Source organism: Streptomyces sp. NPDC046925 (assembly GCF_040644915.1).
Taxonomy (GTDB): domain Bacteria; phylum Actinomycetota; class Actinomycetes; order Streptomycetales; family Streptomycetaceae; genus Streptomyces.
In genome coordinates, this window is the sequence record NZ_JBEYWZ010000005.1 from 349,034 (window position 1) to 360,539 (window position 11,506).

Genomic DNA, 11,506 nt, shown 5'->3' on the forward strand with positions numbered 1-11,506 from the left:
ACATGACCGCGCCGGTACTCACACCGCCCGCAGCAGCACCGCGGGCTGCTCCACGCAGTCCGCCACGAACCGCAGGAACCCGCCGGCCGTGCCGCCGTCGCACACCCGGTGATCGAAGGTGAGCGAGAGCTGCACGACGTGCCGCACCGCCAACTCCCCCTGGTGCACCCACGGCTTGGGCACGATCCGGCCCACGCCGAGCATGGCCGCCTCGGGGTGATTGATGATCGGCGTGGAGCCGTCGACCCCGAACACCCCGTAGTTGTTCAGCGTGAACGTGCCGCCCGTCAGCTGCCCCGGCGTCAGCTTCCCGTCCCGCGCCGCCTCCGTCAGCCGGATCAGTTCGGTGTTGACCTCCTCGGTGGTCCGCTTGTTCGCGTTGCGGACCACGGGGACGACCAGGCCGCGGTCGGTCTGCGCGGCGAAGCCGAGGTGCACGTCGGCGAGCTGCACCACCTCGCGCGCTTCCATGTCCACGGTGGAGTTGAGCATCGGGTAGCGGGCGAGGGCGGCCACGCTGATGCGGGCGAACAGCGCGAGCAGCGAGATCTTCTGTCCGCCGCCGCCCTCCTTCACGGCGGCGTTCATCGCGGCGCGGGCCGCGAGCAGTTCGGTCGCGTCGGCGTCGACCCAGCAGGTGGCCTCCGGTATCTCGCGCCTGCTGCGGGACATCTTGTCCGCGACGAGGCCCCTGATGCCGGTCAGCGGATGGCGGATCTCCGCTCCCGCCGCCGTGCCGCGCGGCTCTTCGCTCTCGGCTGCCGCCGGTGTGTGCGTGGGCGCCGGGGGGTGCGCGGGCACGGGCGGGTGCGCGGGCGCCGTCACCCCGTTCACGGCCGCCGGCTCCGCCGCGATGGCCCGCTCCACGTCGGCCCGCATGATCAGCCCGTCCGGCCCCGAGCCCGTCAGCTGACGGAGCTCCACGCCGTTCTCCCTGGCCAGCTTCCGTACGAGGGGCGAGATCACCGGTATCGGGCCGTCCGCGCGCGGGAGGGCGCCCGGACCAGCGGGCCCGGCCGGCCCGGCGGGGCTGTGCGGCCGGGAAGGCTCCTCCTTCGATGCGGGCGATGCGGGCGGTGCGGGCTGCGCGGCAGGCTTCGGGGCGAGCTGCGTGGCGGGCCCCGTCGACCGCACCCTCCTGCGCCGCGCGGGCGCCGCGGCCGTGCCGTATCCGACCAGGACGTTGCCGGAGGACTCCTCGGCGGCAGCCGCCTGAAGGGCACGCTCCGCCGGCTCTTCCGGTGCCGCGTCGGGGTTCCCGGCCGGGGCGCCGACGGCCACCGTCAACAGCGGCGCTCCCACCGGCATTTCCGTGCCCTCTTCGCCGAAGCGGGCCGTCACCACGCCTCCGTACGGGCAGGGCACCTCGACCATCGCCTTGGCCGTCTCGACCTCGACGACCGGCTGGTCCACGGCGACGACATCGCCGACCTGCACGAGCCAGCGGGTGATCTCCGCCTCCGTGAGCCCTTCACCGAGATCGGGCAGCTTGAACTCAAGCACCTGCGCCATCAGCTGTCCGCCTCCCACTGCAAGCGCGCGACCGCGTCCAGGATCCGGTCCACGCCCGGCAGATGGTGCCGCTCGAGCATCGGCGGCGGATACGGGATGTCGAACCCGGCGACGCGCAGCACCGGCGCCTCCAGGTGGTGGAAGCACCGCTCGGTGACGCGCGCGGCGATCTCCCCGCCGGGACCGCCGAAGCCGTTCGACTCGTGCACGACGACCGCGCGCCCGGTCCGCCGCACGGAAGCGGCCACCGTCTCGTCGTCGAAGGGCACGAGGGAGCGCAGATCGACCACTTCGAGGTCCCACCCCTCGGCGACCGCCGCCTCGGCGGCCTCCATGCAGACGGGCAGGGACGGGCCGTACGTGAGGAGGGTGGCGCTGCGTCCGGTGCGCCGGACCACGGCCTTGCCTATGGGTTCAACGGCCTGCGGCGCCTGCGGGTTCCAGTCGGCCTTGGACCAGTAGAGGCGCTTCGGCTCGAGGAAGACGACCGGGTCGTCGGAGGCGATGGAGGCCCGCAGCAGTCCGTAGGCGTCGGCGACCGTGGCGGGCGTGACGACATGGAGCCCCGGAGTCGCCATGTAGTACGCCTCGGAGGAGTCGCTGTGGTGCTCGACGCCGCCGATGCCGCCGCCGTAGGGCACCCGCACCGTGATGGGCAGCGGCATCGCGCCCCGCGTGCGGTTGCGCATCCGCGCCACGTGGGAGATCAGCTGCTCGAAGGCGGGGTAGGCGAACGCGTCGAACTGCATCTCGACGACGGGCCGAAGGCCGTACATCGCCATGCCGACGGCCGTGCCCAGGATGCCCGCCTCGGCGAGCGGCGTGTCCGTACAGCGGTCCTCGCCGAACTCCTTGGTGAGTCCGTCGGTGACCCGGAAGACCCCGCCGAGCGCTCCGACGTCCTCTCCGAGGACGTGCACGGCCGGGTCCTCGGCCAGGGAGTCGCGCAGCGCGCGTCCGAGCGCCTGCGCCATGGTGGCCGGTTTGGCTGCCTTCTTGGCGGCCCGTTCGGCCGCGACCGTGCTCATCGCGCGCTCTCCTCGCCGTCCGCGCTCTCCGCGCCGTCCACGCCTTCTTCGTCCGATGCCTCGAGTTCGGCCCGCAACTGGGCGGCCTGCTCGCGCAGCTGGCTCGTCTGCTCGGCGTACACATGGCCGAAGAGGTCCATGGGGTCGAGCTCGGGGTCCTTGTTCATGCGTTCGCGCAGGTCGGCCGCCATGGCTTCGGCGTCGTCGCGGGCCGCCCGCGTCCTCTCCTCGTCCAGGAGGCCGCGCTCGGTCAGCTCCCGCTCCAGGAGCAGGATCGGGTCGTGGTCGCGCCAGGCCTCGACCTCGGCGTCCCCGCGGTAGCGCGTGGCGTCATCGGCGTTCGTGTGGGCGTCCATGCGGTACGTCACCGCTTCGACGAGCGTGGGGCCGCCGCCCTCACGCGCGCGGGACACCGCTTCGCTCAGGACCTCGTGCACCGCGGCCGCGTCGTTGCCGTCCACCAGGCGTCCCGGCATTCCGTACCCGACGGCCTTGTGGGCCAGGGAGGGGGCGGCGGTCTGCTTGTCGAGCGGCACGGAGATCGCGAAGCCGTTGTTCTGCACCAGGAAGACGACGGGAGCCTGCCAGACGGCCGCGAAGTTCAGCGCCTCGTGGAAGTCGCCCTCGCTGGTGCCGCCGTCGCCGACCATGGCGAGCGCGACCACGTCGTCGCCCTTGAGGCGGGCGGCGTGCGCGAGGCCCACGGCGTGCGGGAGCTGGGTCGCCAGAGGAGTGCACAGGGGCGCTATGCGGTGCTCGCGCGGGTCGTACCCGGTGTGCCAGTCGCCCCGCAGCAGGGTCAGCGCCTGGACGGGGTCGAGACCGCGGGCCACCGCGGCGAGCGTGTCCCGGTAGCTGGGGAAGAGCCAGTCCCGCTCCTGAAGGACCAGCGCGGCGGCCACCTCGCACGCCTCCTGGCCGGTGCTGGAGGGATAGACGGCCAGCCTGCCCTGCTTCGTGAGGGCCGTCGCCTGCGTGTTGTACCGCCGTCCGCGCACCAGCTGTGCGTACAGGCGGCCCAGGAGCTCCTCGTCGGCCTTGCCCGCGGCTTCCGTGCCCAGGACGCGGTACGGCTCCGCGTCGGGCAGCAGCGGCGCGGGATCCGTCCTGAGCTGCCATGCGGGTGGCGGGGTGGGCCGGTAGACGCCCCGCTGCTCCATGACCGTCATGTCGGCACCTCCATGTGGAAGCGATCTCCTCTGGGGAGCGGCAAAGAGGCGCGGCAATGTGAGGCGCCTCACCTACCGATTGTTCGGTCGTCGGCACATTTTGGCTACAGGCACCTCCAGGCTGTGGACAAACGGTTCTCCACAGCCTGGGATGGATGCAGTACGTCCATGGTAGGGAGGCGGGGGGACATGGCATCTGAACGAATGGCCGACGGACGGGACGGCGAACGTCCGGAAGGCCGGTCCGGCGATCGTCCGGAAGGCCGGTCCGGCGATCGTCCGGAAGGCCGGTCCGGCGATCGTCCGGAGAGCAGGCCCGGTGACCGCCAGGAGGCGCTGCCCCGCCCGCTGGACTCGATCGACCGCGACATCCTGCACATCCTGCACACGGACGGACGCGCGTCGATACGGGCCGTGGCCGAGCGCGTCCACGTGTCACGGGCCAACGCGTACGCACGCATCAACCGGCTCATCGACGACGGGGTGATCCGCGGCTTCGGAGCCCGGATAAACCACGAACGCGCAGGTCAGGGCGCATCCGCATACATCACGCTCAAGATCGTCCAGAACACCTGGCGCACGGTGCGGGAGCACCTGCGCACCCTGCCGGGCGCCTCGCACATCGCGCTGGTCAGCGGCGACTTCGACGTGCTGCTCCTGGTGCACACGCCGGACAACCGCGCGCTGCGCGAGCTGGTCCTGACCCGGCTTCAGTCCATCCCCGAAGTACTCAGCACGCGTACGTTGCTGGTCTTCGAGGAAGACGACCTCGATCCGGACAGCTGACCGCTCAGCTGCCGCTGCGCAACCCCGCGAAGGCCAGCTGGACGACGGCGTCGGCGACCTGCTCGCCCGACGAAGCGCCGCGGGCGTCCGGCCGGTACCACTCCACGATGGAGTTGATCATCCCGAAGAGCAGCCGGGTGGCGAGACGCAGTTCGACGTCCGAACGCAGGTCGCCGTCGGCCACGGCTTCCTTCAGCAGATCGGCCACCTGCTGGTCGAACTCCCTGCGCCGCTCCATGGCCCACCGCTCGGTGTCCGTGTTGCCGCGCACGCGAAGGAGCAGCGTCACGTAGGGCAGTTCCGCGATCAGCACCTCGACGGTGCGGCGCGTGACGTGCTCCAGGCGCTGCACGGCGGTGCCCACACGCGCGTGCTCCTCGGCGAGGATCCCGAAGAGCCCGTCGAGCGCGCGGCTCACCGCGCGACGCAGCAGCTCCTCCTTGCCCGTGACGTGGTGGTAGATCGAGGACTTGGAGATACCGGCCGCCTTGGAGAGGTGCTCCATGGAGGTGCCGTCGTATCCGCGCTCGTTGAAGACCCGGACCGCCACCGTCAGGAGGCTCTCCGGGGTGTACGTGTCGCGCCTGGTGGTGGTCATGCGTTGAGGTCCTCTCGCGCTGCCGCGCGGCGAAGCGCCCGGGACGGTGCGTAGCGGCCGGTGGGGTACTCCTGGTGCAGGCATTCCAGGGTTTCGATGGCCCAGTGCACGGTGAGCGCCTGGCCCCATTCGATCGGTCCGCGCGGGTAGTTGACGCCCAGGAGCATCGCCGTGTCGATGTCCTCGCTGCTGGCGACACCACGCGCGACGGCGTCCCTGGCGAAGTCGACGAGCATGGCGACCGTACGGGCCACGATCATCCCGGGGACGTCGGCGATGACGCTGACCTGTTTGCCCAGCGCCTGGAAGAGGCCCACGGCCTCGTGGAGCTGCTCCTCGGTCACCGCCACGGAGGGGGCCAGGGCGATCCTGGTCGCGGAACGGTAGTCGAGCGCGAGATCGAACTGGATCACCGCCTCCTCGGCGTCGTCCCCCGTGGAACCGTCGGCCAGGAACATCCGCGCCCCGCCGGGCAGTTCGAGCCAGCCGGGGCGGTCGGGATAGGGGGCCTCCTCGTACGGGATGTCGATGCCGGCTTCGTCGATCAGCTTGGCGACGTCGTGCGCCTGGAACAGGTCTCCGTGCAGGACGACGGAGGCCGGGGCCGCCGCGGGCGCCGCCGTGTGCGGCTCGGGGCGCGATATGCCGTCCCCGTACGCGTACCAGCCCTGACCGGACTTGCGGCCCAGGCGCCGGGATTCGACGAGGCGGCGCTGGGCGAGTGACGGCGTGAACTTGGGGTCCTGGAAGAAGGACTCCCACACGGAGCGGGTGACGGCTTCGTTCACGTCCTGCCCGATGAGATCGGTGAGCTCGAAGGGGCCCATCTTGAAGCCGCCGGATTCACGCAGGACGGCGTCGATGGTGGCCGGGTCCGCGGCCCGCTCCTCGTACAGGCGCAGCGCCTCGGCGTAGAAGGGCCGGGCGATGCGGTTGACGATGAAGCCGGGGGTGTCCGCGCTGCGTACCGGTGTCTTGCCCCAGGCCCGCGCCGTCTCGTACGCGCGCGTGGCGGCCGTTTCGTCGGTCGCGAAGCCGCTGACGACCTCGACGAGGGGGAGGAGCGGCGCGGGGTTGAAGAAGTGCAGGCCGACGAATCTGCCGGGCTTGTCGAGCGTGCCCGCGATGGCGGTGACGGAGAGGGAGGACGTGTTGGTGGCGAGGAGGCAGTCCTCGCCGACGATCTCTTCCAGCTCTTCGAAGAGGCGCTGCTTGACGGGCAGTTGTTCCAGGATCGCCTCGACGACGAGTCCGCACCCGGCCAGCTCGGCGAGGCTTTCGACCGGTGCGAGCCGGGCTCCCGCGGCGGACCGGTCGCCGTCCGTGAGCCTGCCCTTCTCGACGAGCCGGTCCAGTCGGGCGCCGATCGCGGCGGCCGCGGCCTTCGCCTGGCCCTCCACGGCGTCGTACAGCCGCACGGGGTGGCCCGCAAGCAGGGCGACCTGGGCGATGCCCTGCCCCATGGTGCCGGTGCCGACCACGGCAACGGGGCTGCTGAGCTCGAGTGCTGTCATGCTCGCGATCCTCCCGCACGAGGTGTCCGCCGGAGGGTGCGGGGTGTCCGGCGAGAAGTTGTCCACAGGTTCGGCGGACCCCCTTGTCCCGACCGATCGTTCGGTTACTCTAGCTCTGTCCGTCTGTTCCTGCCCACTGCCCTGCCCAGCTCGCCGGCTCGACGGAGAGCCGGCTCGACGAGGAGTTGGTCCGATATGGCCGCCGAACTCACCGCGCATCAGCTGATCGCCACGCACCGGCCCACACTCGACCAGGCGCTGGAGACGATCCGCACACGCGCGTACTGGTCGCCGCACCCCGAGCACCCCAAGGCCTATGGAGAGAACGGCAGTCTGAGCCTGCCCGAGGGCAAGGCCGCCTTCGACGCCCTCCTGGGAAACCGCTTCGACCTCGACCAGCCGGGCACGGACGACTGGACGGGCGCGGAAGTCTCTCCGTACGGCCCCGAGCTGGGCATCACGTACCCCCACCCGGACATCGACACGCTGCTGCCCGCGATGCGCGCCGGAATGCGCGCCTGGCGCGAGGCGGGCGCGGAAGTGCGCGCGATGGTCTGTCTGGAGATCCTGTCGCGCATCAGCGCCCGCACGCACGAGATGGCGCACGCGGTCATGCACACCAGCGGCCAGGCCTTCATGATGGCCTTCCAGGCGGGCGGGCCGCACGCCCAGGACCGCGGCCTCGAAGCGGTGGCGTACGCGTACGTCGAGCAGGCACGCACCCCCGACGCGGCCGAGTGGTCCAAGCCCCAGGGCAAGCGCGACCCGATCGGTCTGGACAAGCGCTTCACGCCCGTGGGCCGCGGCATCGCGCTCCTGATCGGCTGCAACACCTTCCCGACGTGGAACGGCTATCCGGGCCTCTTCGCCTCCCTGGCCACCGGCAACCCCGTCCTGGTCAAGCCCCACCCGCGCGCGGTGCTGCCGCTCGCGCTGACGGTCCGCATCGCGCGCGAGGCCCTCGCCGACGCGGGCTTCGACCCGAACCTGGTGTGCCTGGCCGCCGAGCAGCCCGACGAGGGCATCGCCAAGACCCTCGCCGTCCGGCCCGAGATCAAGATCATCGACTACACCGGATCGACCGCCTTCGGTGACTGGCTGGAGGCCAACGCCCGCCAGGCGCAGGTCTACACGGAAAAGGCCGGCGTGAACACGGTCGTCGTCGACTCGACGGACAACTACAAGGGGATGCTGGCCAACCTCGCCTTCTCCCTGTCGCTGTACAGCGGCCAGATGTGCACGACCCCGCAGAACCTCCTGATCCCCCGCGACGGCATCACGACGGACGCCGGAGCCAAGTCGTACGACGACGTGGTCTCCGACCTCGCCGCATCGGTGAACGGCCTGCTCGGCGACGACGCCAGGGCGAACGGCATCCTGGGCGCCCTGGTGAACCCGGACGTGAAGTCCCGCCTGGAGGCCGCCGCCGGACTCGGTGAAGTGGCGCTCCCCTCGCGGGAGATCAGCAACCCCGAGTTCCCCGGCGCCGTGGTCCGCACCCCGGTGATCGTCAAGCTGGACGGCGCGAAGCCGGACACTGAGGCGGTCTATCTGAACGAGTGCTTCGGCCCCGTCTCCTTCGCCGTCGCGGTCGACTCGTCCGCGGAAGCCGTGGAGTTGCTGCGCCGCACGGTGCGCGACAAGGGCGCGATGACGGTCGGCGCGTACACGACGTCGGACGAGGTGTCCGGCGCCGTTGAGGAGACCTGCCTGGAGGAGTGCGCCCAGCTCTCCTTGAACCTCACGGGCGGCGTCTATGTGAACCAGACGGCCGCGTTCTCGGACTTCCACGGCTCGGGCGGCAACCCCGCGGCGAACGCCGCGCTGTGCGACGGCGCGTTCGTGGCCAACCGCTTCCGCGTGGTGGAGGTGCGCAGGGACGCCTGACGTCCCGCGGCGGGTTCAGGCCTCCGCGCCCGGAGGCCTGCCCGCCGACCAGTGGAAGAGCGTCATCCCGACGCTGGTGGCCAGGTTGTAGCTGGAGACCTGGGGCCGCATCGGCAGCGACACCAGATGGTCGGCCCGCTCGCGCAGCTGCGCGGACAGGCCGCTGCGCTCGGAGCCGAAGGCCAGGACGGCGTCGTCCGGCAGCTTGAGGGCGCGGATGTCCTCGCCCTCCGCGTCGAGCGCGAACACCGGCCCCGGCGGCAGCCCGGAGACGTCCATCCGCTCGACGGCCGTGGCGAAGTGCAGGCCGGCGCCACCGCGGACGACCGTGGGGTGCCACGGATCGAGCGTGCCGGTCGTGACGACTCCCGTCGCCCCGAACCCCGCGGCGAGGCGGATCACGGCTCCCGCGTTGCCCAGATTGCGGGGGTCGTCGAGGACGACGACGGGCGCGGTCCTGGGCATGCGGGCGAGCGCATCGAGGTTGGCCGTACGGGAAGGGCGTACCGCGAGAGCGGCCACCCCGGTGGGGTGCAGGCGCGGCACAAGGGCGCGCAGGGTGCCGTCGGGGACCTGCACGAGGAGCGCGTCGAGGGCGTCCTTCACGTCCGGTGCGAGCTCGTCGGCGAGGGCGAGGACAGCGGCCCTGTCGCTGGTCAGCGCGGAGGGGATCAGCGCCGAGAAGCGCAGCGCGTGCTTGACGGCATGGAACCCGTCGAGCAGTACGGAGGTCTCGGCGACCTCGCGCCAGGCACGCACGGCATCGTCCGGATCACGCTGGTGCGTCCCGTTCATCCCGCGTGCGTCCTGTTCATGAAGGGAAGCCTACGCGCGCGTGGTCGGCGGATTCCCGGGCCGGTTCATCGTCCTGTGCGCGCTGCCCCGGCACCGTGCGGCCGCGCGGGAAACGCGCGACAAGACCTCCACGCGCGCTTGCCACCCATCCGCCGACGCGCCGCAGGAACGACGTCGGCAGGAACACGGCGTCGGCCGCGATCATCGCGAGCGAGAAGAACGGCAGACCGAGGACGACGGCGATGACCGCGTGCTCGAAGATCATGGCGGCGAGCAGGACGTTCTTGACCCTCCTGTTGAAGAGGGTGAAGGGGAAGGCGACCTGCACGGCGACCGTCCCGTACGTCACGAGCATCACCATGAGGCCGTGCGAGGCGAGCAGGTCGGAGAGCGCGGGCCAGGGGGAGAAGTACTCCAGACGCAGCGGGTAGTAGATGGCCGTGCCGTCCTGCCAGCGGCTGCCCTGGATCTTGTACCAGCCGGCCGTCGCGTAGATCAGGCACGCCTCGACCATGATCACCAGCAGTGCGGCGTTGTGCGCGATCTTCACGATGACGTCGAGCAGCTTGCGCGCCTCGCCGTCCGGCGCGCGCCGTCCGACGACCCACCACAGGCCATGCGTCAGCCACAGGCCCCAGAAGACAAGCCGCCAGCCGCCGCTGAGCTCCCCCATGAACGTCACCACGGAGAGACCGAGCCCGAGGACCCACCACAGCACGGGCCCGACCCTGTCGACGGGCTCTGCCCTGTCGAGAGGCTCCTCCCCGTCGAAGGACTCCTCCCCGTCGAAGGGCTCCTCCCCGTCGAAGGGCTCCGCCGTCGCTTCCTGCCGGACCGAAGCCTTACGCGCGCGTGCCGCACGCCGGGCGTCGAGCGACCAGACCTGGCCGCATCGCGTGAACACGAGGTAGGTGGCCATGAGGTGGATGACGTTGTCGCCGCCGTCTCCCATGAAGATGGAGCGGTTCTGCAGCGAGAGCACGCCGATCATGAAGAGCACGGACATCGTGCGCGTGCGCCAGCCGAGCATCAGCAGGGCGCTGCTCAGGACCGCGAGCGCGTAGACGACCTCGAACCAGATGCGTCCGTCGGACCACATCAGGGCCGTGAAGGCGTGGTTCTCCGCGATGAGCTGCTGGGCCATGTCCCAGTTCCACGGGCTGTCGGGCCCGTACAGCTCATGACGGTGAGGGAGTTCACGCAGCAGGAAGAGCAGCCAGGTGGCGGCGAATCCGATGCGGACCACCGCGGTCTGATACGGACCGAGGGCGGATGCGCTGACGCGTTCGATGCCGCGCCCGAGCAGGGAGCCGAAGCGGTTCACCGGGCGTCCCCCTCGGTCTTCGGAGCCTTGCCCAGAGGCACGTCATCGGCTGTCACGGACCACCACGGCAACTGGCGGAGCACAGGTTTGCTGCTGACCTTCTCGTCGCTCCACCCGGGCGGCGGCACGTTCGTGGTCCTGGAGCGGACCTGGACGCGCTCGATGGTGACGCCGGGACCCACGGCCTCCTCGCGCTCGACGCGCATCACCACGATGCGGCGGATGTACTGCTCCGAGAGCTGCCCGCGCAGGCCGCGGGGACGATTCTGCGCGTCGTGCGCGCCGACGTAGAAGTCCCAGGCCCTGCGCAGCTCGTTCTGCTGCGTGTGGCTGGGCAGCAGATTTCCGTCGATGGCGGCGCCGTCGCGTGCGGACAGGTCGTACCAACCGGTGGTCCCGTTGGTTCCGCTGTCCGTACGGAACTGGGCGCGGGCCTGCACCGCGATGTTCTGCTGCATCGGGTTGGGCGCGAAGAGCTTCCAGTTCTGCTCGAACTCGGGGTAGATCCAGTCGTCGACGGCCTGCCCGTGCTGCTTGGTCACGGTGTTCGAGGGGGCGACGTGGAGGAAGAGCATCCCGACGTGGACACAGGCCGTGACCGCGACGAGCACCAGCGCGAGCACCCCGGCCACCTGATAGCGCGGGGAGAGGGCGGCGATGCCGCCGCGGGGCGGGGCTGCGGGCGGGGGCGAGGGCGCGGCCGGGACACCGGCTGCGGGCCGGGTGTCGGCGATGGCGTCGACGGGCGGGGACACGGCGTCGGCGGAGTCGGCGGGCGGCGGCACTGCGCCGGAGGATGGAGGCGGCGACTCGTTGGCGTTGTTGTCGTTCGCGTCCATTCCGCCCCGATTCCCGTTCCCGCACGGTGGTGTACCCGTCGGCCTGCCCGTCAC

Annotated in this window: 10 protein-coding genes; 2 read left to right on the plus strand and 8 right to left on the minus strand. The window is 71.2% G+C overall.

Annotated elements, in window-relative coordinates:
- Window positions 1-18: 18 nt before the first annotated feature.
- The 3 genes from ABZ906_RS23055 to pdhA are packed head-to-tail and all read right to left on the minus strand — an operon-like array spanning window position 19 to window position 3,709.
- Window positions 19-1,512 carry a dihydrolipoamide acetyltransferase family protein gene (locus tag ABZ906_RS23055; RefSeq protein WP_361385426.1) on the minus strand — a complete coding sequence of 498 codons (1,494 nt, stop codon included), beginning with the start codon at window positions 1,510-1,512 and terminating at the stop codon, window positions 19-21.
- Window positions 1,512-2,540: an alpha-ketoacid dehydrogenase subunit beta gene (locus tag ABZ906_RS23060; RefSeq protein WP_361385428.1), complete on the minus strand. Its 1,029-nt coding sequence runs from the start codon at window positions 2,538-2,540 to the stop codon at window positions 1,512-1,514. Before ABZ906_RS23060 ends, ABZ906_RS23055 begins: the two co-directional genes overlap by 1 nt.
- Entirely contained in the window at window positions 2,537-3,709 is a 1,173-nt protein-coding gene (pdhA, locus tag ABZ906_RS23065) for a pyruvate dehydrogenase (acetyl-transferring) E1 component subunit alpha (protein WP_361385431.1), read from the minus strand. The genes ABZ906_RS23060 and pdhA overlap by 4 nt, the downstream gene beginning before the upstream one ends.
- A 189-nt stretch (window positions 3,710-3,898) precedes the next feature.
- Between pdhA and ABZ906_RS23070 the strand changes: the two genes are divergently transcribed.
- Window positions 3,899-4,495, plus strand: coding sequence for an Lrp/AsnC family transcriptional regulator (locus ABZ906_RS23070; protein ID WP_361385434.1), 597 nt, complete (start codon window positions 3,899-3,901; stop codon window positions 4,493-4,495).
- Between the two features lie 4 nt (window positions 4,496-4,499).
- On the opposite strand, the gene ABZ906_RS23075 is transcribed toward ABZ906_RS23070, so the two are convergent.
- Both ABZ906_RS23075 and ABZ906_RS23080 read right to left on the minus strand, forming a co-directional pair.
- On the minus strand, window positions 4,500-5,093 hold the full coding sequence (locus tag ABZ906_RS23075) for a TetR/AcrR family transcriptional regulator (RefSeq protein WP_361200255.1): 594 nt from the start codon (window positions 5,091-5,093) through the stop codon (window positions 4,500-4,502).
- Window positions 5,090-6,607: a 3-hydroxyacyl-CoA dehydrogenase gene (locus ABZ906_RS23080; RefSeq protein WP_361385437.1), complete on the minus strand. Its 1,518-nt coding sequence runs from the start codon at window positions 6,605-6,607 to the stop codon at window positions 5,090-5,092. The genes ABZ906_RS23075 and ABZ906_RS23080 overlap by 4 nt, the downstream gene beginning before the upstream one ends.
- Before the next feature lie 195 nt (window positions 6,608-6,802).
- Here ABZ906_RS23080 and paaN point away from each other — a divergent pair, with 195 nt between their 5' ends.
- Window positions 6,803-8,494, plus strand: coding sequence for a phenylacetic acid degradation protein PaaN (gene paaN, locus ABZ906_RS23085; protein ID WP_361385440.1), 1,692 nt, complete (start codon window positions 6,803-6,805; stop codon window positions 8,492-8,494).
- A 15-nt stretch (window positions 8,495-8,509) separates the two neighbouring features.
- On the opposite strand, the gene ABZ906_RS23090 is transcribed toward paaN, so the two are convergent.
- Genes ABZ906_RS23090 through ABZ906_RS23100 form a run of 3 tightly spaced genes read right to left on the minus strand, consistent with a single transcriptional unit; the run spans window position 8,510 to window position 11,452 of the window.
- Complete coding sequence (locus ABZ906_RS23090) at window positions 8,510-9,289, minus strand: RNA methyltransferase (protein ID WP_361385443.1); 780 nt, start codon at window positions 9,287-9,289, stop codon at window positions 8,510-8,512.
- A gap of 16 nt (window positions 9,290-9,305) precedes the next feature.
- The gene (locus ABZ906_RS23095; protein ID WP_361385446.1) at window positions 9,306-10,613 is read right to left on the minus strand and encodes an HTTM domain-containing protein; all 1,308 of its coding nucleotides are present in this window, start codon (window positions 10,611-10,613) and stop codon (window positions 9,306-9,308) included.
- Window positions 10,610-11,452 carry a DUF5819 family protein gene (locus ABZ906_RS23100; RefSeq protein ID WP_361385449.1) on the minus strand — a complete coding sequence of 281 codons (843 nt, stop codon included), beginning with the start codon at window positions 11,450-11,452 and terminating at the stop codon, window positions 10,610-10,612. Before ABZ906_RS23100 ends, ABZ906_RS23095 begins: the two co-directional genes overlap by 4 nt.
- Window positions 11,453-11,506: the final 54 nt, after the last annotated feature.

Excerpts from the sequence above, each read along its gene's own strand:
- ABZ906_RS23055 (WP_361385426.1), bottom strand. The coding sequence starts at position 1,512 with ATGGCGCAGGTGCTTGAGTTCAAGCTGCCCGATCTCGGTGAAGGGCTC.
- ABZ906_RS23060 (WP_361385428.1), bottom strand. The coding sequence starts at position 2,540 with ATGAGCACGGTCGCGGCCGAACGGGCCGCCAAGAAGGCAGCCAAACCG.
- pdhA (WP_361385431.1), bottom strand. The coding sequence starts at position 3,709 with ATGACGGTCATGGAGCAGCGGGGCGTCTACCGGCCCACCCCGCCACCC.
- ABZ906_RS23070 (WP_361385434.1), top strand. The coding sequence starts at position 3,899 with ATGGCATCTGAACGAATGGCCGACGGACGGGACGGCGAACGTCCGGAA.
- ABZ906_RS23075 (WP_361200255.1), bottom strand. The coding sequence starts at position 5,093 with ATGACCACCACCAGGCGCGACACGTACACCCCGGAGAGCCTCCTGACG.
- ABZ906_RS23080 (WP_361385437.1), bottom strand. The coding sequence starts at position 6,607 with ATGACAGCACTCGAGCTCAGCAGCCCCGTTGCCGTGGTCGGCACCGGC.
- paaN (WP_361385440.1), top strand. The coding sequence starts at position 6,803 with ATGGCCGCCGAACTCACCGCGCATCAGCTGATCGCCACGCACCGGCCC.
- ABZ906_RS23090 (WP_361385443.1), bottom strand. The coding sequence starts at position 9,289 with ATGAACGGGACGCACCAGCGTGATCCGGACGATGCCGTGCGTGCCTGG.
- ABZ906_RS23100 (WP_361385449.1), bottom strand. The coding sequence starts at position 11,452 with ATGGACGCGAACGACAACAACGCCAACGAGTCGCCGCCTCCATCCTCC.